Origin of the sequence: Promicromonospora sp. NPDC023987, assembly GCF_040639055.1 — a bacterium.
In the GTDB taxonomy this organism is placed as follows: domain Bacteria; phylum Actinomycetota; class Actinomycetes; order Actinomycetales; family Cellulomonadaceae; genus Promicromonospora.
Map to the genome: position 1 here is coordinate 137,991 of NZ_JBEZZF010000005.1, position 19,125 is coordinate 157,115.

General features: G+C 73.7%; 20 protein-coding genes and 1 riboswitch. Of the genes, 3 read left to right on the forward strand and 17 right to left on the reverse strand.

Annotation, left to right across the window (positions count from 1 at the left end; translation table 11 throughout):
- Positions 1-4 precede the first annotated feature (4 nt).
- The 11 genes from AB0F40_RS04545 to AB0F40_RS04595 all read right to left on the reverse strand — a co-directional run bounded on the left by AB0F40_RS04545 (position 5) and on the right by AB0F40_RS04595 (position 11,386).
- Positions 5-784 carry an SDR family oxidoreductase gene (locus AB0F40_RS04545; protein WP_357464651.1) on the reverse strand — a complete coding sequence of 260 codons (780 nt, stop codon included), beginning with the start codon at positions 782-784 and terminating at the stop codon, positions 5-7.
- 114 nt (positions 785-898) lie between these two features.
- Complete coding sequence (locus AB0F40_RS04550) at positions 899-1,858, reverse strand: 3-hydroxyacyl-CoA dehydrogenase family protein (RefSeq protein WP_357464653.1); 960 nt, start codon at positions 1,856-1,858, stop codon at positions 899-901.
- Between the two features lie 43 nt (positions 1,859-1,901).
- On the reverse strand, positions 1,902-2,405 hold the full coding sequence (locus AB0F40_RS04555) for a ribose-5-phosphate isomerase (protein WP_357464655.1): 504 nt from the start codon (positions 2,403-2,405) through the stop codon (positions 1,902-1,904).
- The gene (locus AB0F40_RS04560; RefSeq protein ID WP_357464657.1) at positions 2,405-4,147 is read right to left on the reverse strand and encodes a dihydroxyacetone kinase family protein; all 1,743 of its coding nucleotides are present in this window, start codon (positions 4,145-4,147) and stop codon (positions 2,405-2,407) included. The genes AB0F40_RS04555 and AB0F40_RS04560 overlap by 1 nt, the downstream gene beginning before the upstream one ends.
- A 61-nt stretch (positions 4,148-4,208) precedes the next feature.
- Positions 4,209-5,138, reverse strand: coding sequence for a sugar phosphate isomerase/epimerase family protein (locus tag AB0F40_RS04565; RefSeq protein WP_357464659.1), 930 nt, complete (start codon positions 5,136-5,138; stop codon positions 4,209-4,211).
- A gap of 129 nt (positions 5,139-5,267) precedes the next feature.
- Positions 5,268-6,323 carry a LacI family DNA-binding transcriptional regulator gene (locus AB0F40_RS04570; protein WP_357464661.1) on the reverse strand — a complete coding sequence of 352 codons (1,056 nt, stop codon included), beginning with the start codon at positions 6,321-6,323 and terminating at the stop codon, positions 5,268-5,270.
- Between the two features lie 248 nt (positions 6,324-6,571).
- On the reverse strand, positions 6,572-7,927 hold the full coding sequence (locus AB0F40_RS04575) for a TIGR01777 family oxidoreductase (protein ID WP_357464663.1): 1,356 nt from the start codon (positions 7,925-7,927) through the stop codon (positions 6,572-6,574).
- A complete protein-coding gene (gene idi, locus AB0F40_RS04580) occupies positions 7,924-8,451 on the reverse strand; it encodes an isopentenyl-diphosphate Delta-isomerase (protein WP_357464665.1) in 528 nt (175 codons plus the stop codon). The genes AB0F40_RS04575 and idi overlap by 4 nt, the downstream gene beginning before the upstream one ends.
- Before the next feature lie 118 nt (positions 8,452-8,569).
- The gene (locus AB0F40_RS04585; protein WP_357464695.1) at positions 8,570-9,697 is read right to left on the reverse strand and encodes an FAD-dependent monooxygenase; all 1,128 of its coding nucleotides are present in this window, start codon (positions 9,695-9,697) and stop codon (positions 8,570-8,572) included.
- A 17-nt stretch (positions 9,698-9,714) separates the two neighbouring features.
- Entirely contained in the window at positions 9,715-10,242 is a 528-nt protein-coding gene (locus AB0F40_RS04590; protein ID WP_357464667.1) for an isoprenylcysteine carboxyl methyltransferase family protein, read from the reverse strand.
- Position 10,243: 1 nt separating this feature from the next.
- Positions 10,244-11,386 carry a 3-oxoacyl-[acyl-carrier-protein] synthase III C-terminal domain-containing protein gene (locus tag AB0F40_RS04595; protein WP_357464669.1) on the reverse strand — a complete coding sequence of 381 codons (1,143 nt, stop codon included), beginning with the start codon at positions 11,384-11,386 and terminating at the stop codon, positions 10,244-10,246.
- A 67-nt stretch (positions 11,387-11,453) separates the two neighbouring features.
- Between AB0F40_RS04595 and AB0F40_RS04600 the strand changes: the two genes are divergently transcribed.
- Positions 11,454-12,311 carry a UbiA family prenyltransferase gene (locus tag AB0F40_RS04600; protein ID WP_357464671.1) on the forward strand — a complete coding sequence of 286 codons (858 nt, stop codon included), beginning with the start codon at positions 11,454-11,456 and terminating at the stop codon, positions 12,309-12,311.
- 102 nt (positions 12,312-12,413) lie between these two features.
- On the opposite strand, the gene AB0F40_RS04605 is transcribed toward AB0F40_RS04600, so the two are convergent.
- Together AB0F40_RS04605 and AB0F40_RS04610 are read right to left on the reverse strand one after the other, a co-directional pair.
- A complete protein-coding gene (locus tag AB0F40_RS04605; protein WP_357464673.1) occupies positions 12,414-12,860 on the reverse strand; it encodes a DUF4383 domain-containing protein in 447 nt (148 codons plus the stop codon).
- Positions 12,861-12,959: 99 nt separating this feature from the next.
- Positions 12,960-13,367: a DUF6766 family protein gene (locus AB0F40_RS04610; RefSeq protein WP_357464675.1), complete on the reverse strand. Its 408-nt coding sequence runs from the start codon at positions 13,365-13,367 to the stop codon at positions 12,960-12,962.
- 388 nt (positions 13,368-13,755) lie between these two features.
- Between AB0F40_RS04610 and AB0F40_RS04615 the strand changes: the two genes are divergently transcribed.
- Positions 13,756-14,511 (forward strand): hypothetical protein, encoded by a 756-nt coding sequence (locus AB0F40_RS04615; protein WP_357464677.1) that lies wholly within the window; start codon positions 13,756-13,758, stop codon positions 14,509-14,511.
- A gap of 27 nt (positions 14,512-14,538) precedes the next feature.
- Here the strand turns inward: AB0F40_RS04615 and AB0F40_RS04620 are convergent, their stop codons facing one another.
- The 4 genes from AB0F40_RS04620 to thiO all read right to left on the reverse strand — a co-directional run bounded on the left by AB0F40_RS04620 (position 14,539) and on the right by thiO (position 18,189).
- Positions 14,539-15,747, reverse strand: coding sequence for a ThiF family adenylyltransferase (locus AB0F40_RS04620; protein WP_357464679.1), 1,209 nt, complete (start codon positions 15,745-15,747; stop codon positions 14,539-14,541).
- Positions 15,744-16,667, reverse strand: coding sequence for a thiazole synthase (locus tag AB0F40_RS04625; RefSeq protein ID WP_357464681.1), 924 nt, complete (start codon positions 16,665-16,667; stop codon positions 15,744-15,746). The genes AB0F40_RS04620 and AB0F40_RS04625 overlap by 4 nt, the downstream gene beginning before the upstream one ends.
- Before the next feature lie 2 nt (positions 16,668-16,669).
- A complete protein-coding gene (gene thiS / locus AB0F40_RS04630) occupies positions 16,670-16,948 on the reverse strand; it encodes a sulfur carrier protein ThiS (protein ID WP_357464683.1) in 279 nt (92 codons plus the stop codon).
- Complete coding sequence (gene thiO, locus AB0F40_RS04635; protein ID WP_357464685.1) at positions 16,945-18,189, reverse strand: glycine oxidase ThiO; 1,245 nt, start codon at positions 18,187-18,189, stop codon at positions 16,945-16,947. Before thiO ends, thiS begins: the two co-directional genes overlap by 4 nt.
- A riboswitch (TPP riboswitch) is annotated at positions 18,179-18,281 on the reverse strand. (Overlaps the previous gene by 11 nt.)
- Positions 18,282-18,371: 90 nt before the next feature.
- Here thiO and thiE point away from each other — a divergent pair.
- Positions 18,372-19,019 carry a thiamine phosphate synthase gene (thiE, locus tag AB0F40_RS04640; RefSeq protein WP_357464687.1) on the forward strand — a complete coding sequence of 216 codons (648 nt, stop codon included), beginning with the start codon at positions 18,372-18,374 and terminating at the stop codon, positions 19,017-19,019.
- Positions 19,020-19,125 lie beyond the last annotated feature (106 nt).

Consider the following 19,125-nt stretch of genomic DNA (forward strand, 5'->3'; position numbering starts at 1 on the left):
GAGGTCACGAGCTGACGGTCTGGCCGCCGTCGACGACCATCGCGCGACCGGTCGTGACCGATCCCAGGTCGGAGCACAGCCACAGCACGGCCGACGCGACGTCCTCTGGACGTGCCGTCCGAGCGACCGGTTCCTGCGCGACCACCCGGTCGTGCTCCTCCATCGTGCCGCCGGAGAACCTGCCCGCCATCGGGGTCTCGACTATGCCCGGACAGACCGCGTTGACCCGGATCCCCTGCCCCGCGTAGTCGAGCGCCGCCGACCTCGTCAGCCCGATGACCGCATGCTTCGCGGCCGCGTAGGCAGCCTGACCCCGGAGCCCGGCGACCCCTGCCCCCGACGAGGTGTTGACGATCGCGCCCCCGCCGCTCGCCCGCAGGAACGGGATCTCGTGCTTCATGCACAGGAAGACGCCGCGGAGGTCGACGTCCAGGAGTCGGTCCCAGTCGGCGTCGTTGATCTCGGCCAGCGGCGCGGGCGGCTGCTCGATCCCGGCGTTGTTGAACGCGACGTCGAGGCGCCCGAACGTCTCGATCGTCTGCCCCAGCGCGGAGGCGACGTCCTCCCCGCTGGTCACGTCGCACAGGAGCGAGAGCACCCGGCCCCCGTGCGCCGCGGCGAGCTGCTCGGTCTCCGCGTTGCCCTCCTCGTCGACGCCGGTGACCACCACGTCCGCCCCCTCGGCCGCGAACGCCACCGCGGTCGCGCGCCCGACCCCACTGCTCGCACCCGTGATGAAGACAACTTTTTCCGCGAAACGCCCACTCCCGCAATCATTCGTCATGCCGTCCACGGTAGGTCGTCAAGGACTACGGCGCCTGGTCTCCGGAGGCCCAAGACCCGGTCACGCCATGGTCTTGGGCCTCTGCGCACGACGACCGGAGCACGCGTCGGACGCCTACTCCGGGGCCGGCCCCATGGTCCGCAGGAGCCTCCCCATCTCGCTGTAGGCCTTGTTGCGGTAGTCCACCAGCGCCTTGACCTGCTCCGGCGTGTAGTCCCGGGTGAGCCCCCTACCGTTCTTCACGCCCTTGCGGTCGCCGGCCACTGCGTCCTTGATGAGGTCCGGCGTCGCGAGGCGCTCACCGAAGTTCTCCTCGAACGTGCGGAACCCGCCGGCGTACACGTCCAGCCCGGCCTGGTCCGCGATCGCGAACGGGCCGAAGAAGCCCAGCCGGAACCCGAACGTCGTGCGCACGACGGTGTCGATGTCCTCCGGCGACGCGATGCCCTCCTCCGCTATCGACATCGCCTCCTTCAGGAGCACGTACTGGAGGCGGTTGAGGACGAACCCCGGTACGTCGGCGACGAGCGCGCCCTGCCGGTCGGCCCGGGCCAGCAGCTCCCGCACCACCGGCACGACCTCCGGCGCCGTCCGCTCGCTCAGGACGAGCTCGACCCCCGGGATGAACGGGGCCGGGTTGGAGAAGTGCACGGTGAGGAACCGCTCGGGGTTCGTCACCGCCGTGACCAGCACGCGAGCCGGAATCGTCGAGGTGTTGCTCCCGATGATCGCGTCCGCGCGCGCCGCCGCCGAGATCCGGCCGAGGACGTCGTGCTTGACCTCGATCGACTCGAACACCGCCTCCTCGATGAAGTCGGCGCCCGCCACCGCCTCCTCGATCGACCCGGCGGTCCTCAGGTTGGCCCGGATGGTCTCCGTGGCGCCGGCGTCGTAGAGCCCGTCGTCCTCGAACTGCCGCGCTTCTGCGAGCAGCCGCGCGTACGCGGCTTCCGTCGCCTCCGTGGAAGCGTCGGCGATCGTCACCGGCAGGCCGGCGAGCGCGAACGACTGCGCGATGCCGCCGCCCATGTATCCGGTCCCCACGACGGCGACGGAGCTGATGGTCGTGACCATGATGTCCTCTCTGACAGGTGTGCTTGCTGGGTGGGCGGAAGGATCAGCCGCAGGACGCCGCCGTCGGCGCCGGATCGCTGCCCGCGGTGCCGGTCTCGATCTCCCCGATCGCGGCGACCTTCGGCGCGGACGCCGAGCCCGGGTCGAACCGGTAGCCCAGCCACTCGCGGGCCAGCCTGCGGGCCAGCTCGAGGCCGACGACACGCTGGCCGAAGCAGAGCACCTGGGCGTCGTTGGACAGCACCGCGCGCTCGACGGAGAAGGAGTCGTGCGCGGTCACGGCCCGGATGCCCGGCACCTTGTTCGCCGCGATCGCGACCCCCAGACCGGTACCGCAGACGAGCAGGGCGCGGTCGGCGTCGCCCGCCGCGACCAGCCGCGCCGCCGACGCCCCGACGTGGGGGTAGGCGGTGTGCTCGTCGATCGATACCCCGACGTCGACGACCGAGGCGACCCGTTCGTCCGCCTCCAGGTCGCGCTTCAGCGCTTCCTTGTACTCGTACCCGGCATCGTCCGAGCCGATCACGAGACGTAGACCGTCAGCCATCACGATTCCACCTTCCGGTTGGCGGGCGCGGGGACGCCGAGCTCGGCACCCGCCTCGCCCAGGATCAGGACGAGCGAGGTCGCCCCGGGGTCCGGGACCCCCAGGCTCTTGTCGCCGAGCACGCGTGCACGCCCGCGGCGGGCCGCGATGTGCTCGGTGGACGCCGCACCCTCGCGGGCGGCGAGCACGGTGGCCTGCCAGGCCTCGGCGGGCGTGGCGCCCTGGGCGGCGGAGCCGGCGAGCGCCTCGACCGCCGGGTGCAACGCGTCGACCAGCGTCTTGTCGCCGACCTGCGCGCCACCGACCTCCTGGATCTGGTCACGTGCCGCGGTGACACCGGCCACGAGCTGGCCGAGGGTGACCGGCGCGTCCGCCGGGAGCGCGTCGGCGAGCGCCAGCAGGCCGACGCCCCACAACGCCCCCGACGTCCCGCCGGCCCGGTCGGCCCAGGCATCGGCCGCGCGGCGCAGCACGGATGGTGCGTCGCCTCCGGCGTCCACCGCTGCGTCGGCGGCGTCGACCGCGGCGTCGATCCCGCGGCGCATGCCCCGGCCGTGGTCGCCGTCGGCAGCTACCGCGTCGAGGTCGCCGAGCATCTGCTCGGCGTCGTGCAGCGCGGCCTGGGCGCGGCGCAGGAGGCGGGTCACCATCCTGGCCGCTGCCGCGCCCTCCGCCGTGGCGGCCGGCACGAGCTCCGTCTCGGCGTCGGACGCGAGCTCGGCGGGCACGGTCCGGGGCGCGGGGCGCCAGCCGCCGTGCTGGAAGCCCGGCGTGTCGGCCGGCGCGAGCCACAGCGGTTCCAGCTCGTCGTCGAGCCACGTGACGGTCAGCGAGCAGCCGGCCATGTCGAGGCTCGTCACGTACTCGCCGACGAGCGGGGCCACGAGCCGCACCCCGCGTTCGAGCAGGAGGTCGTGCACGCTGTCCCAGAGGACGAAGAGCTCCTCGTACTTGACGTTGCCGAGTCCGTTGAGCAGCACGGCGGCACGGCCGTCAGCGTCGGCCGGGCGCTCGGCGAGCACCCGGTCGACCAGCTCGGCGGCCAGCGCGGCGGCCGTCGGCAACGGCTCCTCGCCGATGCCGGGCTCACCGTGGATGCCGAGCCCCCACCCGACCTCGCCGGGTTCGAGGCTGAACAGCGGGTGGTCGTGGCCCGGCAGGGTGCACCCGCCGAACGCGACGCCGAACGACTGGGTGCGCTCGTTCGCCCGGGCGGCGAGCCGGTTGACCTCGGCCAGGTCGGCGCCTTCCTCGGCAGCCGCGCCGGCGAACTTGAACACCACCAGGTCGCCCGCGACGCCGCGCCGCTCGGCTGCCCGCTCGGCGGGGGCTGACGCAACGTCGTCGGTCACCAGGAGGATGGTGACGTCGGTCCCCTGCGCCCGGAGACGGCTCGCCGCCGCACCGAAGTTGAGCACGTCGCCCGCGTAGTTGCCGAAGGTGACGAACACGCCGGCGCCCGCGTCCGCCGCCCGGCAGACGTCGATGACCTGGCGCGTGGACGGGGACGTGAAGATGTCGCCGCAGACCGCCGCGTCGGCGAGGCCGTCGCCGACCAGCCCGGCGAAGGCCGGGTAGTGGCCGGAGCCACCACCGACGACGACGGCGACCTTGCCGGGCCGGGTGCCTTCCACGCGGGCGATGCCGCCGGGGACGGAGCGGAGCCTTCCGGGGTGGGCCTTGACGAGACCGCGCAGTGCCTCTGCCACGAAGTCTTCCGGACGGTTGTGAACGTAGGTCATCTCACCTGCACCTTTGCTTGTGTGGACCGAAGACGATTCAGCGATTCAGCGACTCAGCGACTCAGCGACCGGCGCCGCGGAGCACGCCCCGGATGTAGTCGCGGTTGATGGCGGCGACACCCAGGCTGTCGGACCCGTAGTGCTCGCACACGAAGACGCCCTCGAACCCGAGCTCCAGCGCCTGGCGGATCACGGCGCGATAGTTCACGACGCCCTGCACCAGCGGTGTCGGGTGCGTGGCGTACGAGCCCGTCGCCGGGTCCTCGTCCCGCGTGTAGTTCTTGATGTGCCAGAAGTTCGTCAGCGGCAGGACCTTCTCGAACATCGTCGGGATGTCCTCGATCGGCCGGTGCAGGCGCACCAGGTTGCCCAGGTCGGGGTTGAGGCCGACGTTCTCCCGGTCGACGTCCTGGAGGAACCGGATCGCGAGGTCGGGCGTCCCGATGTAGGTGTCCTCGTACATCTCGAGGCTGACCTGGACGCCGACGTCCCGCGCGTGGTCGGCGAGCTCGCGGATGCGACGGACCGCCTGCTCGTACGTCGCGGTGTCGGAGAGGTCGTCGTGGTGCCCGTCGGCCAGCCAGAACCACAGCGCCCGCTCCTGCGCGGGCGTCAGCGCCTGCATGAAGCCGAAGTTGACGACCTCGGCACCGAGCTCCGGCGCGCGGTCGATGATCGTGTGGCCGAACCGCAGGTAGTCGTCGCCGTGCCGCGCGTCGATCACGCTCCTGCGGGTGGTCGAGACCGACGGGACGGACAGCCCCGCCTCCTTCAGGACGGTGCACAGCTCGCCGAAGCGGGGATCGCTGAGCTCGCCGATGGACAGCCAGGCGTCGGTGGGGTCCACCTCCGTGAAGCCCAGGTCGGCGACCTGCTGCAGCTGGGAGCGCCAGGACTCGGCCGGCGCCTCGACGTTGGGGGTGCCGTCCGCGGTCGTCGACCCGAAGGAAAGCATGTTGGCCGCGATCGGCCAGCTGTCGGCTGTGCGCATGTGATCTCCGTCGATCGGTGATGCCGGATGGCATCTCGGTGGGCGTTCGATGGTCCTGTATAACGTTTTCTGTCGCCGAGCGGGGTTCCGCCGTCGCTTCCTCCTCCTGGCCGCTCGCCTGCCGGCAGCCTAGGGCCGGGTCCTTCTGACCAGGTCGGTCCGGGGCGGCGCCGTGGAGTCCCGGACGACGAGCGTGGTGGCGATCTCGATGTGATGGGAGTCGACAGGGTCGCCCGCGTGCAGCTGCTGGACAGTCAGCAGCGCCCGCCGGCCGATCTCCTCCAGGGGCTGCCGGACGGCGGTCAGCGGAGGGTTGGCCCAGGACGCGATGGGCGTGTCGTCGTAGGCCACGAGGCTGACGTCCTCCGGCACCAGGAGGCCGGTTCGGCGAGCCGCCTCCAGCACGCCCATGGCCTGCGCGTCGCTCCCGGCGAAGATCGCCGTCGGCGGGTCCGGCCGGCGGAACCACTCCTGCGCGACCTGCACCGCCTGGTCGTGGTCGAAGCGGATCGGGCGGACGAGATCCGGCTCGACCTCGACGCCCCGCTGCCGGCAGCAGCTGAGGAAGCCATCCAGCCGGGCCACCGCGCTGATCGACTCGGCGGGGCCGGCGATCACCCCGATGTGCTGGTGCCCGAGGCCGACCAGATGCTCGGCGGCGCTCCGTCCACCGAGCCAGTTCGTCGAGCCGACGGACACCACGCCCGCCTGGGCGAAGTCCAGCGGGTCGATGACCACGATCGGGACGCGCGCTCGCGCCAGGGTCCCATGGACATCCGGCCCCAGGCCCGAGGTCAGCACGATGGCCCCGATGCGCTCGGCGGCAGCGAGGCGCTGCGCCCACGCCGCGCTCGATTCCAGCACCCCGCGCGGGGACGTCCGCCGAACCCGCCCGACGACCACGTCGATGCCCAGCTCCTCCGCCGAGAGCACGACTCCGCGCAGGATCTGCGTCGCGTAGGTGGTGTCGACGATGTCGACCATGAGCTCCACGGCTCGCGCCGCGCTGACGCGTGACGGCCCCCGGTAGCCGAGCTCGGTGATCGCGGTCTCGACCCGCTCGCGCGTTCCCTCGGCGACGTCCGGCCGACCGTTGACGACCTTGGACGCGGTGGCCGTGGACACGCCCGCATGGGCAGCCACGGCGGAGAGATTGGGGCGCGCGGTCCTGGTCCCCTTCGTCAAAGGCTGCCTCCTCGTTTCGACAGTTTCTATCGCGGATCGCCGAAAACCACAAGCACCAGCCCGGCATGGACTCGCCGGTCGACGAGGCCGTCCGCGGGCCGAGTCTCCTGCAGACCGGCGCAGACATGCGGCTGGATCGACGACGCGGCTCCTGCGGAACACCGAAATATTTCGATGGTTCTGCTCCCCCGGCACCGGCCCGCACGCCCCCGGCCCCCGGCCCCCGGCCCCCGGCCCCCGGCGGTACGTCAGCCCACGCGGTTGCGGTCCCGGCCCAGCAGGTGCCGGAGGACCGGCTCCAGCGCCGGGTGCCGGAACCGGTGCCCCGCCGCGAGCAGGGCCGCCGGGTACACCCGCTGACTGGCCTCGGCGAGCTCGCTCGCCCCGGCACCGCCGAGCAGGAGCCGCGGTCCGAGGCTCGGCACCGGCAGGATCGCCGGCCGGCGCAGCACACCGGCCAGGGTCGCGGTGTACTCGGCGTTGCGGACCGCCGCGGGGGCGACGGCGTTGACCGGCCCGGTCAGCGCACCGTCGTAGAGCGCGCGGTGGTAGACGTCCACCAGGTCGTCGATGCCGATCCAGGACTGCCACGCCCTGCCGTCACCGAGCCGGCCGCCCAGCCCCGCGGCGAACAACGGACGGAAGACACGGAGCGTGCCGCCCCGCGGCGACTGCACTAGCCCGGTGCGGACGTTGACCACCCGGAGCCCGGCCAGGGCCGCGCCCTCGGTCGCCTGCTCCCAGTCGGCGACGAGGTCGGCGAGGAAGCCGTCGCCGCGCGTGCTGGTCTCGTCGAGCACCTCGTCGCCGCGGTCCGGGCCGTAGTACCCGATCGCGGAAGCATTCACGAACGCCCTCGGCCCGTCGGTCGTGCGTCCCGCCAGCTCGGCGAGCGCCCGGGTCGGGCCGATCCGCGAGCCCCGGACGGCGGCGCGGTGCGCCTGCGTGAACCGGCCGGCGATCGAGGCGCCGGCGAGGTGTACCACCGCGTCCACGCCGCGCAGCAGGTCGTCCGCCGGGGCTTCCGGGTCCCAGCGCCGCTCGTCGGGCCCGTCGGGACGCCCGCGCACCAGCCGCACCACGCGGTGGCCCGCCGTGGTCAGGAACGGCGCCAGGGCACTGCCGACCAGACCCCGGCTCCCGGTCATCGCGACGACCATCGGCCGGTCGCCGCTGTTCCGGGCGGTCGCCTGGGCCGCCAGGTCCATGCCGAGCTGCCGGTGCCGGTACGCGAACATGGCCCGGAGCAGGACCGGGGGCACGGTGGTCTCCACCCGGTCCGTGACGCGGGTCCACGAGCCCTCGTCGTGGAACTCGTGCGTGTGCCGCCACCGGAGGCCCCACCGCAGCGGTGCGGAGACCAGCTCGTCGACGAACTGCGCCGGCGGGACGTAGCCGGAGTGCCGGGCGACCCACCGTAGACCGAGCGGAAAGCCCAGCACGGCCTCGCCGTCCGCCAGCGAGATCGCCTCCCGGACGACCCGCACGGGGAGCCACGGCGGCGTCAGCCGCGCGACCGCGCCCGGCCGTTCGTGCCAGGCGAAGACGTCGGACCGTGGCAGCCCCACCACGCCCGACCAGGTCAGCGGCTTCACCACGGTCATGCTGCCGCGTAGAGCGCCAGCTCCCGTGCCTGGCTCACGAACCACGGAGAGAACGCCCAGGGTGCTGCGCGCAGCGCGTCGCCGAGCGGGCCCGGGGCAGTCCACCGCGCCTCCATGACCTCGTCCGGGTTCGGCCGCGGCTCCTCGGCGGTCACCGCCAGGTAGACTGGGCACACCTCGTTCTCCACGACTCCCGTGGCGTCGGTGGCGCGGTACCGGAACTCGGGCAGCGCGACGCGGATGTCGTGCACGGGCAGGCCCAGCTCGTCCTGGGCGCGGCGGACGACGGCGTCCTCCATCGCCTCGCCCGGCTGCGGGTGGCCGCAGACGGAGTTGGTCCAGACCCCTGGCCAGGTGCGCTTGCCCAGCGCGCGCCGGGTGACCAGCACCTGCCCTGCGGGGTTCAGCACGTGGCAGGAGAACGCCAGGTGCAGCGGTGTGCTCTCGGAGTGCACGAGGTGCTTGAGCTCCGAGCCGATCGGCGTGCGGTCCTCGTCCAGCAGGACAACTCTCTCGGTCGCCACCTGTCCTCCTCGGTTGATTCAATGAGCCTGGCCAAGCATAGGAAGCATCCAGCCAGGCACGGATTGCCCGTCCGGTTCTCGACCAGGGTGGCGCAGCGGCACGGCTCACGCTGGGAGATCAGCGGGCCAGCCGCTCGACCACGGCGCCGTAGAGCCACGGCGCCCGCGCCGCCGCCGGCACGATGGCCCTGCGGGCAGGGCTCGCGGCCCAGGCGAGCAGCCCCGTGGTCAGCGTCCGGTAGTCCCGGGTCACCGTCCGCCACGCGCGCTCGTACGCGTCGGGGTCGCCGAGGTGGCGGACCGCGGCGTCCGCCTGGGCGAGGCCCACGCGGACGCCCTCACCGGTCAGTGCGTCGACATAGCCGGAGGCGTCGCCGACGAGCCGCACCCGTCCAGCGGTGCGCCGCCGCGACCGACGGCGCAGCGGACCCGCTCCGAGCAGCCGCCCGGCGCTCGTCGCGGTCGCGAGCCGTGCGCTGAGCTCGGGGAACTGCGTGCGCAGCAGCGCGTCGAAGCCCGCGCCCGACGCCGCGCCCGACCTCGCCCGAGGTCCGAGCAGCGCGACACCGACGACGCCCGCGGCGACCGGCGTCACGTAGGCCTCGGCGTGCGGCGACCAGTGCACCTCGACGAGATCGCTCCAGGGCGCGACCTCGTAGTGCCTGCGCAGCCCGTACCGGTTCCGCACCGGCCGGCCTCCGCTCCGGCCGGTGCCCGCGTCGAGCCCGGCGAGCCGCCGGACGGCGGAGTGCAGGCCGTCGCACCCGAGCACCCAGCCAGCACGCAGCGTGACCGGCGCCCTCGCCCCACCGGTCTCCCCGGCCCGCGATCCGGGCACCACCTCGACCTCGACGCCCGCCGCGTCCTGGCGCAGGGCCGTCACCCTGCCGTACACGAGCGGCGCGCCGACGGCGTCAGCCCGCTCCCCCAGGGCCTCGTGCAGCGCGGTGCGGCGGACGCCGCGGCCGGGACCCGCTGCGAACCGGTGGTCGGCGTGCCGGCCAGGTGCCCGGTAGCTGATGCCGGTCAGCGGATGGCCCGGCGGGTCGGCACCGAGGGCCTGCACGGCGCGCAGCGCACCGGGCAGGAGCCCTTCGCCGCAGGCCTTGTCGAGCGTTCCCGTCCTGCGGTCCACGATCAGCACCTCGAGCCCGGCGGCCCGTGCGTGCACCGCCGCCGCGAGCCCGACCGGCCCGGCGCCGACCACCACGACGTCCGCGTCCCTGGTGCCCCCGCCGTCGGTCACTCCGCTCACCATTCCGCTCACCACGTCCCGGGGGCGGCCGGCTGGAGCGCCCGGTCCTCCGCCGGGATGCGGAACCGGGCGAGCAGCACCAGGTTGAGCGCCGTGAACCCGAGGGCGGTGACCCAGGAGGTGTGCACCAGCGGGAGCGCGACACCCTCGACCACCACGGCCACGTAGTTGGGGTGCCGCATCCACCGGTACGGGCCAGCGGACACGAGCGGGAGGCCGGGCACCACGATGATGCGGGTGTTCCACCGGTGCCCCAGCGTGACCACGCACCACCACCGCAGCGCCTGGCTCGCCAGCACGAGCACGAGCATCGGCCAGCCGAGCCAGGGCAGGAACGGCCGGTCGGCGAGCACCGCCTCGGCGACGCACGCCACCAGGAGCCCGCTGTGCAGAGCCACCATCGCCGGGAAGTGCCCCCGCCCCGTCTCGACACCACCGCGGGCGAACGACCACCGGGCGTTGCGCGTCGACACGACGAGCTCGGCGAGGCGCTCGACCGCCGTGGCGCCCACGAGCAAGACATAGAACCCGAGCATCTCAGCGACCCTCCAGCCGCAGCAGGACGAGCTCGCACGACACGCCCGGGCCGAAGGCCATGAGCACCGCGAGCGAACCCGGTGGAGCCTCGGAGCGCGCGAGGGTCCTGGCCAGGACGTCGAGCACCGACGCGGACGAGAGGTTGCCGGCGTCGGCGAGGCTCGCCCGGCTCTCCCGGACGGCGTCCTCGGACAGCCCGAGGGCGTCCCGCACCGCGTCGATCACCCGGGGCCCACCCGCGTGCACCACCCAGGTGGGCACCTCCGACGGGGTGACGTCGTGCTCGGCGAGCAGGTCCTTGACGTCGGCGAGCAGGTGCGCGCGCAGCAGGTCGGGCAGCCCGGCGGAGAGCACTATCGCGAACCCGGTGTCGCGTACCTCCCAGCCGAGCGCGGCGGTAGTGCCGGGATACAGCCGCGAACGGGTGTCGACCACCCGGGCCGTGCGCCGCTGCCGGCCGGCCGCCGGGGCCGCCGTCGCCGCGGATCCGGAGCCAACCGCGGCCCCGTCCGCGGCGCCGTCCTGTGCCAGCGGATGGTCCGCACCCACGACGACGACGGCCGCCGCACCGTCGCCGAACAGGCCGGAGGCCACCATGTTGGCCGTTGAGTCGTCGCCGTGCTGGAGCGTCAGGGAGCACAGCTCGACGGACACCAGGAGCGACACGTCGCCCGGCCGGCCCCGCAGATGGTCGTGCACGCGAGCCAGCCCTCCGGCGCCCCCCGCACAGCCGAGGCCGAACGACGGCGTGCGCCGCACCCCGCTCCGCAGACCGAGCCGCTCGGCGAGCAGCACGTCCAGCGACGGCGCCGCCACCCCCGTCACCGAGGTGGCGAACACGTGGTCGACGTCGGCCGGCTCGAGCCCGGCCGCGGCCAGCGCCCGCCGGGACGCCTGCTCGGCCAGCACTGCGCCCTCGCGCACGAAGACGGCGTTGGTGGCCCCCAGCGAGTGCAGGCCCGCGTACTGATCGAGCGGCAGCACCAGGTGCCTGCGGCGCACGCCGGCACTCGCGTGCAGGCGGCGCAGCAGCGCGGCACGCGCCGGGTCCGGCGCCACCAGCGGCCCCACGGCCTCCGTGATCGCCCCCTGGGCATACCCGTCTCCCGGCAGGACCGGCTCGACCGCCACCACTCGCGACATTCAAGCATCCTGACCCAGGACCCGTTCACCCGCGCGGGGAGACCACACCCCGACTAATGTGCCGCCCATGGTGCCCCGCACGGAAGCCCGCAGGCTGGTCAGCGGGCTCGTGCGCGCGAGCCATGCCGCTCCCGCAGCCGTCGTGACGGGACTGGCCGCCGCGCTGAGCGCGGCCCTGGGCTCCGGCTGGGGCACCGTCGTGCTGATCACCGTGGCGGTCGGTTCCGGCCAGCTCTCCGTCGGGTGGTCCAACGACTGGATCGACGCCGCGCGCGACGTCGCCGTCGGCCGCACCGACAAACCGGTGGTGGCAGGGCTCCTCACCGCCCGCACCCTGCGCGACGCCGCGGTGGTGGCGCTCGCCGTGTGCGTCGCCGCGTCGCTGGCCCTGGGGTTCGTGGCCGGGGTCGCGCACCTCGTGGCGGTGGCCGGCGCGTGGGCGTACAACGCCCGGCTGAAGCAGACCGTCTGGTCGTGGCTGCCCTACGCGCTCTCGTTCGCGCTGCTGGCGGTCGCCGTCGTGCTCGCGGCCCCGGGGGCACGCGTCCCGGCCGGCTGGGCCGTGGCAGCGGTGGCGCTGCTGGGTGTCGGCGCCCATGTCGCGAACACCCTGCCCGACCTCGAGGACGATGCCGCGACGGGCGTACGCGGGCTGCCGCACCGGCTCGGCCGCCGGGTGTCCGGCGTGCTGGCGCCGGGCCTGCTCGTGGCCGCTGTCGCCGTGGTGGTCACGGGCCCGGTCGGTGCTCCGAGCCGCGCGGCCTGGCTCGGCGGCGCGATCGCCGTCGGCCTGGCCCTTGCCGCGGGCATCAGCACGGTGGCCCGGCCGCGCAGCCGCGCCCCGTTCGGCCTCAGCCTGGGAGTCGCCGTGGTCTGTGTGGCCCTGCTGGGCCTGACGGCGGCCGATATCGCGGTTCTCCGGTGACCGGGACCACCGTGTGCGGTCTACCCAGGGATCGGGCCCGGACTCACGCTGAGTCCGGGCCCGATCCCTGGGTAGACGCGCACTGGACGCGCACTGGACGGATCAGTACTGGCGCTGGGGTCCGGGCGTGGTGTCGGCGTGCTTGCGCGGCCAGAGCGCGATGGCCAGACCTGCCGCGACGCTGAGGATGTGCAGCCAGTTGTCCGCCGCGTTGATGTTCAGGAAGTTGATGTCGGGGTTGTTGACTGCGAACAGGCCGTAGACGAACGCCGCGCCGTACCCGATGACGAGCAGCCAGCCGAAGGTCCGCGCCCGGCCGGGGGTGGACCACATCGTGAGGCCCAGGATCCCGATCAGGAGGTGCACGATGTTGTGCAGGGGGTTGACCGCGAAACCGAGCAGCGTCTGGTCGTGGTCGTGCTCGGCGAAGCCGTCGAACCCGGTCACGAAGAATCCCGCGATACCTACCAGGAGATAGACAGCGCCGATCACGAGGGCGAGCCGCTGGAATGGTGCCCGGGTGCCCGTCGAGGACGTGGATTGCGTCATGATGCTTCTCCATTCGGTGTTGTTGTCATCTGCACGAACAGCTCACGGTCGACCCGAGCCTGGTCATGAGCTTGATCATGGGCCTGGTCATGAGCCTGGTCACGAGCCCGTGCCGTCCGCGCGGGCCCGCACGTCGCGGTCCATCCCGGACGGGTCGATGCCCCGGTCCTCCAGGAGGGCGTCGATCTTGGCCTCGACGCGCTCCTCGCCCTCGCGGGACTGGGAAGATCCCCAGAAGTAGAACAGCGCCAGGCCCGCTGCCTGCCACACCAGCTGGAGGAACTCCGACTGCCAGTTCTCGAACGTGGAGGAGAGGAACTGAGGATAGAAATCGGCCCAGGAGAACTGGGACCCGTGCTGGGTCGCCTCGTTCCGGACAGCTATCGCCTGGAACACGAACTGGCCGATCCACGACAGCAGGAAGAAGCCGGCCGTCACGATCCCGAAGGAGTACGCGCGGTGGAACCGCGGACGGGACTTGGCTTCGTCAGCAGAGCTGTCACTCATGGCGACCTCCCTTCGAGCGGCCGACATCGCACCGCTCGGCGCCCGAGAGTCCCGCTCCTTGAGGCCCACGCCGAGGACGTCCGAAGACGTCTCTCCTGGTCACGGTAGGCCGGACGGAGACGGCTCGCACGGCGAACCACTCCTTCCTGCCACGTCCCGGCCACGCCCCGGCCACGTCCCGGCCACGCCCGGACCGCGCGACCGGCGGCGGCACCACCCGTCACGACGCCGGGCTCCCCCGTCGGATACCATCGGGACCGCGAACCGCCGCTCCCCCTTCGCGACCCCCACCGGGGATGCGGCAAGACGAGATCCCACTCCTTGTGGCGACCGACGCGAAACCCTGGCTCGGCCACGGGTCACAAGGGTGCGGCGGAGAGGTACCAAGATGAGCACGGCTGACGCCGAGACCGCCCGATCCTGGCTTGCGCGGGCCAAGGTTCGCCAGACCGGAGACCTGACGTGGGTCGACGACGATCTCGGCTCGGAGCTGAGCGCCAACGACGTCGCGCTCGACTACTCGAGCTGGGTGTTCGACGACGCCGATCTCGAGGTCGCTCTGCGGTTTCGCATCGCGTTCGGTCTGATCGACCTGCTCGACGAGTACTGGACCACCCAGGAGATGCACTTCCCGTACTGTGGCAGCTCCCGCGAGCAGCCTCCGGCGGAACTCTGGGACGGATACCGGGCCCGGCTGGAGGCGCCGCAGGTCAGCGAACAGGTCACCCAGTCGCTCTGGTACACCTGGTTCGAGTGCACCGACACGTCCGAGGAGGCGTTCGTGGCCCTGCTCGGCCAGGACGTCGAGCTGCTGGAGGCGGGCGAGGTGCCCGACGACGGGTTCCTCCGTCGGGCGGACCGGGTCCTGACGGCCTCAGGCCCGGTCCGCTGGGGTGTCAAGGCGCGGGCCTACGCGGCAGCCTCCTCGGTCGAGGCGCTCCGGCCGGCGGTCTTTCGCGGGCTCCTGCGGAGCTACCACGACTACTTCGGTGACCTCGAGCCCGGTCCGGCCCTCGCGATCCTCGACGACCTGAGACTCGCCCCGGACACCGAGCACCTCACCGAGCTCCGCACGGTGCTCGCCGGCGGGCACTCGAGCCACGTCGCCAACCCGGAGGTGTGGGCAGCCGCGCAGGGTCACTAGGCGGGCAGGGTCAATAGGCGGGCAGGGTCAGTAGACAGGCATCGTCTCGTCCACCTCGTGCGCCCAGGCGAGGATCCCGCCCGCGACCGACCGGGCATCGACCCCCTCGTCGCGCAGGCGCCGGGCCACGCGTGCGGACCGGACCCCCGACTTGCACAGCACGTGCACCGGACGGCCCGCGGCCCAGCCGACCACGTCGTCCACCGCCGCGGCCGCGCCGTCACCCACGAAGGCGCCCGAGGAGATCACCCGTGCCCAGGGCAGGGCGGCGAGCTCGACCTCCCACGGCTCGCGCACGTCGAGCACCACCGGATCGGACCCGTCGGCGCGCAAGGCCGCCAGCTCCGCCGCAGTGACGGTCGCGCCGTCCGCAGGCGGCAGCCCGCAGAACGCCACGTACGGGTCGACGCCGCCGGTACCCGCTCCAGTGCCCGTCAGCAGTGCCGTGACGGGTTCCCTCGCGGGATCGGGTCCCACGGTGAGCTGTCGCCAGCTCAGACCCAGCGCGTCGTACACGGCGAGGCGCCCGAGCAGGGTCTCCCCCGCCCCGGTGACGAGCTTGATCGCCTCGGTCGCCATGACCGAGCCGACGGTGCCGCACATCGCGCCGAGCACGCCACCCGCCGCACAGTCCGGGGAGGCGCCGGGCGGCGGCGGGACCGGGAACACGTCCCGGTAGGTCACCCCCTCGACGCCGGCGGGTGGCGCACCCCAGAACGTGGCGACCTGCCCCGTGAACCGGTAGATCGCACCCCAGACGCACGGGATGCCCAGCACCTCGGCGGCGTCCGACACGAGGTAGCGGGTGGCGAAGGCGTCCGTGCCGTCCAGCACGAGGTCGTAGCCGGACAGCACGTCGAGCGCGTTCGCCGTCGTCAGCCGCGCACGGTGCTCGACCACCTCGACGTGCGGGTTGACCTCCGCGACCGCCGCCCGCGCCGACGCCGTCTTGGGCAGCCCCAGGTCCGAGACACCGTGCACCACCTGGCGCTGGAGGTTGGACTCCTCGACGACGTCGTCGTCCACGATCCCCAGCGTGCCGACGCCCGCGGCGGCGAGGTAGAGCAGGATCGGGCTGCCCAGGCCGCCGGCGCCCACCACGAGCACGCGCGCGTTCGCCAGCCGGCGCTGGCCCGCCGGGCCCACGCCGGGCAGCACGAGGTGCCGGGCGTACCGGGCGAGCTCGGCGCGGCTGAGCTCCCGGCCGGTCTCGACCAGCGGCGGCAGCGCGGTCACAGGGACAGGTCCAGATTGTTGCCGACGTGGTTGTTGCCGACGTGGTTGTCGCCGACGTGGTTGTCGCCGACGCGCACCAGCCCGTCGGCCGGGGACGACGCGAGCGCCCGCTCCCGGCGCGGTGGCCGGCCGGCGTGCGCGGCGTCGTACCCCGCCTCCACGGCGAGCCGCATGGCCCTGGCCATGCGGACCGGGTCGGCGGCGCGCGTCACGGCGGTGGCGAGCAGGACGCCGTCGCACCCGAGCTCCATCGCCAGCGCGGCGTCGGAGGCGGTGCCGATGCCCGCGTCCAGGATCACGGGGACCGCCGACGCCGCGGCGATCGCCTCGATGTTGCGCGGGTTGGCTATCCCGAGCCCTGAGCCGATGGGCGAGCCCAGCGGCATGACCGCCGCGCAGCCCACGTCCTGGAGCCGGCGGGCGACGATCGGGTCGTCGTTGGTGTACGGCAGGACGGTGAAGCCGTCGTCGACCAGGGCCTTGGCCGCCTCGACCAGGCCGATCGCGTCGGGCAGCAGCGTGACGTCGTCGGCGATGACCTCCAGCTTGACCCAGTCGGTCTCGCACGCCTCCCGCGCGAGCTGCGCGGTGAGCACCGCCTCGCGCACGGAGAAGCAGCCGGCGGTGTTCGGCAGCGCGCGGATGCCCAGGCGGGCGAGCAGCCCCCAGACCGACGGGTCCCCGGCGCGGCCCGGGTCGTCCGACGGGCGGGGCCGGGACACCCGGCGCATCGCGACGGTGGTGAGCTCGGTGCCCGACGCCACGAGCGCGTCCTCCAGGGCGAGCAGGCTCGCCGCTCCGCCCGTCCCCATGACCAGGCGGGAGCTGAGCGGCGTGCCCGCGATGGTGAGCGGTGCGTCATGGCCCAGTGCTGCGTCCTGGCTCAGTGCTGCGTCCGGGCGCGGTGCTGCGTGCTGCATGCTCAGCCTCCCTGTACTGCGGTGACGACCTCGACGCGGTCGCCGGGCCGGACGGTCGTGGTGCTCCAGGCACCGCGCGGCACGACGGCGTCGTCCAGCGCTACGGCGACGCCCTGCGGTGCGCCGTCGACCACGAGGCCGGGCAGGAGCCGGGCGACCAGGTCGGCGACGGCCACCGGGGCGTCGAGCGGGTACGGCTCGCCGTTGACGACGGCGGTGCCGGCCGGCCCAGGACGCGGCTCTGAGGTCTCGGGGTGCGGCGTGGACGGGGCGGTGGTCATGCTGTGCCTCCTCGGGTCGTGCTGTACGTGTCGGCGGACGTGTACGTGTCGGCGGACATGTACGTGTCGGCGGACGCGTACGTGTCGACGAACCTGCGCGGGTCCGCGAACTGGTCGGCGGCCTCGACGGCCTCTGCGGCCTGCGAGCCGACCGGCGCCACGCCCAGCGCCCGGTCGACGGCGGCCGCCGTCAGCGCCGTGAGCAGGATGCCGTTGCGGTGGTGCCCGGTGGCCAGGCAGAGGCCGTCGGCCGCCCGGCCCAGCAACGGCGCGTTGTCGGGGCTGCCGGGCCGGGACCGGGTGGTGGTCTCCACGAGCACGGCGTCGTCGAGCCCTGGCAGGAACGCGCGGGCGTCCCGCAGCAGGGCGAAGACGTCGCCGGCGCGCGTCAGGTGGTCGTCCTCGCGCTCGTCCGACGTCGCACCCACGACGACCTCGCGCCGCCCGTCGGACCGCGGCGCGCGCGGCACCGCGTACACGGGGCGCCCCTGGACGGCGCCCCGCACCACGACTGCCGGTGACCGGTCCGCTGCTGCGTCCAGGCGGAGCGTCGTGCCGGGGACCGGCCGGGTGGGCGCGCCCGCGAACAGCGTCCCGCTCGCGTGGCCCGCGGCCAGGACCACCGTCCCGGCCGCGTACCCGTCGCCCGCCTCGTCGACCGCGCCGACCACCGTGCCCTCCGCCCACGTCAGCGAGACCGCGGCGCGGCGCACGACGGTCCCGCGCGCCGCGACGACGGCGGCCAGCGCGCCGTGCACGGCGCGCGGGTCGACCCGGTGGTCGCGCGGCACCCATGCCGCGCCCGCCAACCGCTGTCCGACGGCGGGCTCGCGGTGCCGTGCCTCGTCCGGCGTGATCTCGGCCGAGCCGAGACCCCACTCGCGGTGCAGGGCGAGCATCCGGCGCATCGCGACCAGGTCGTCGCTGTCGTAGGCCACGGCGAGGGTGCCGGTCGTCTCCAGCCCGACGGCGCCCGGCGCCAGCCCCGCCGCGTGCTCGAGCGCCTCGGCGAACGCCGGCCACAGAGCGAGTGACGCGGTGCCCAGCCGCGCCTGGCCCGGTTCGCCGAAGCCGGCCTCCAGGACGGGCGCGAGCATGCCCGCGGCGGCGTGGGTGGCTCCGTCGCCGGGCGCGGGGTCCAGGACGACGACGCTCGCGCCGGCCTCCAGCGCACGCCAGGCAGCGGTCAGACCGATGATGCCCCCGCCGATGACGAGGACGTCGCACGCACGACTGCTCATCTGTTCTCCCTTCGCTGGCATGACCCAGATCAGGTTCGACGGTCGGCGCTCACGCCCTCTCAGCCCCGTGCGGGGCTCCCGTGCACCCGACAACCATATCCCCGCCCGAGCGGTGCCCCGACAAGGACGTGCGGCCCGGCTGTTGCCGGGGTCTGCGCCGCCTTCTGCTTACACTCGCGGTCGTGGACCCCCGAACCCGCCTCGCCGACGCCCACCTGTACCTGTGCACGGACGCTCGCCAGGACACGGACGACCTCGAACCGTTCCTGCACTCGGCGCTGGAGGGCGGCGTCGACGTCGTCCAGCTCCGGGACAAGTCCCTGGACGCGGCCCGCGAGGTCGAGCTGCACGCCCTCGTCGCCCGCGTGGCCGCCGAGCACGGCGCGCTCTGGGCGGTCAACGACCGGGCCGACATCGCAGGGCTGACCGGTGCGCCGGTGGTGCACATGGGGCAGGACGACCTCCCGCCGCACGCGGTGCGGGCCCTGCTCGGCGACGGCCCCGTCCTCGGCCGCTCCACCCACGGTCTGGACGAGGCACTGGCCGCCGAGGCCGACCCGCGCGTCGACTACTTCTGCGTCGGGCCGCTGTGGGCCACACCGACCAAGCCGGGTCGCCCCGCCGTCGGCCTGGACCTGCTGCGGGAGGTCGCAGCCCGCGAGCCGGCCACTCCCTGGTTCGCGATCGGCGGGATCGACACCGCCCGGCTCGACCAGGTGCTCGACGCCGGCGCCCGCCGCGTCGTAGTCGTCCGCGCGATCACCCAGGCGGCCGACCCCCGCGCGACGGCGGCCACCCTACGCCGCCGCCTCACTGGTTCGACTCGATGAGATCGGTCGCTTGGGATGAGATCGGTCAATCAAAAAAAACGAGAGAAACCAAAAAAACACCAAAACCACCTCGCTGGCGCCGACAAGGGCGCCCGCACGCCCGCGC

What these genes read in the sequence shown, in the direction of transcription:
- AB0F40_RS04545 (WP_357464651.1), bottom strand. Translation starts at nt 784, where the DNA reads ATGACGAATGATTGCGGGAGTGGGCGTTTCGCGGAAAAAGTTGTCTTC.
- AB0F40_RS04550 (WP_357464653.1), bottom strand. Translation starts at nt 1,858, where the DNA reads ATGGTCACGACCATCAGCTCCGTCGCCGTCGTGGGGACCGGATACATG.
- AB0F40_RS04555 (WP_357464655.1), bottom strand. Translation starts at nt 2,405, where the DNA reads ATGGCTGACGGTCTACGTCTCGTGATCGGCTCGGACGATGCCGGGTAC.
- AB0F40_RS04560 (WP_357464657.1), bottom strand. Translation starts at nt 4,147, where the DNA reads ATGACCTACGTTCACAACCGTCCGGAAGACTTCGTGGCAGAGGCACTG.
- AB0F40_RS04565 (WP_357464659.1), bottom strand. Translation starts at nt 5,138, where the DNA reads ATGCGCACAGCCGACAGCTGGCCGATCGCGGCCAACATGCTTTCCTTC.
- AB0F40_RS04575 (WP_357464663.1), bottom strand. Translation starts at nt 7,927, where the DNA reads ATGACCGTGGTGAAGCCGCTGACCTGGTCGGGCGTGGTGGGGCTGCCA.
- AB0F40_RS04590 (WP_357464667.1), bottom strand. Translation starts at nt 10,242, where the DNA reads ATGCTCGGGTTCTATGTCTTGCTCGTGGGCGCCACGGCGGTCGAGCGC.
- AB0F40_RS04595 (WP_357464669.1), bottom strand. Translation starts at nt 11,386, where the DNA reads ATGTCGCGAGTGGTGGCGGTCGAGCCGGTCCTGCCGGGAGACGGGTAT.
- AB0F40_RS04600 (WP_357464671.1), top strand. Translation starts at nt 11,454, where the DNA reads ATGGTGCCCCGCACGGAAGCCCGCAGGCTGGTCAGCGGGCTCGTGCGC.
- AB0F40_RS04605 (WP_357464673.1), bottom strand. Translation starts at nt 12,860, where the DNA reads ATGACGCAATCCACGTCCTCGACGGGCACCCGGGCACCATTCCAGCGG.
- AB0F40_RS04610 (WP_357464675.1), bottom strand. Translation starts at nt 13,367, where the DNA reads ATGAGTGACAGCTCTGCTGACGAAGCCAAGTCCCGTCCGCGGTTCCAC.
- AB0F40_RS04615 (WP_357464677.1), top strand. Translation starts at nt 13,756, where the DNA reads ATGAGCACGGCTGACGCCGAGACCGCCCGATCCTGGCTTGCGCGGGCC.
- AB0F40_RS04625 (WP_357464681.1), bottom strand. Translation starts at nt 16,667, where the DNA reads ATGCAGCACGCAGCACCGCGCCCGGACGCAGCACTGAGCCAGGACGCA.
- thiS (WP_357464683.1), bottom strand. Translation starts at nt 16,948, where the DNA reads ATGACCACCGCCCCGTCCACGCCGCACCCCGAGACCTCAGAGCCGCGT.
- thiO (WP_357464685.1), bottom strand. Translation starts at nt 18,189, where the DNA reads ATGAGCAGTCGTGCGTGCGACGTCCTCGTCATCGGCGGGGGCATCATC.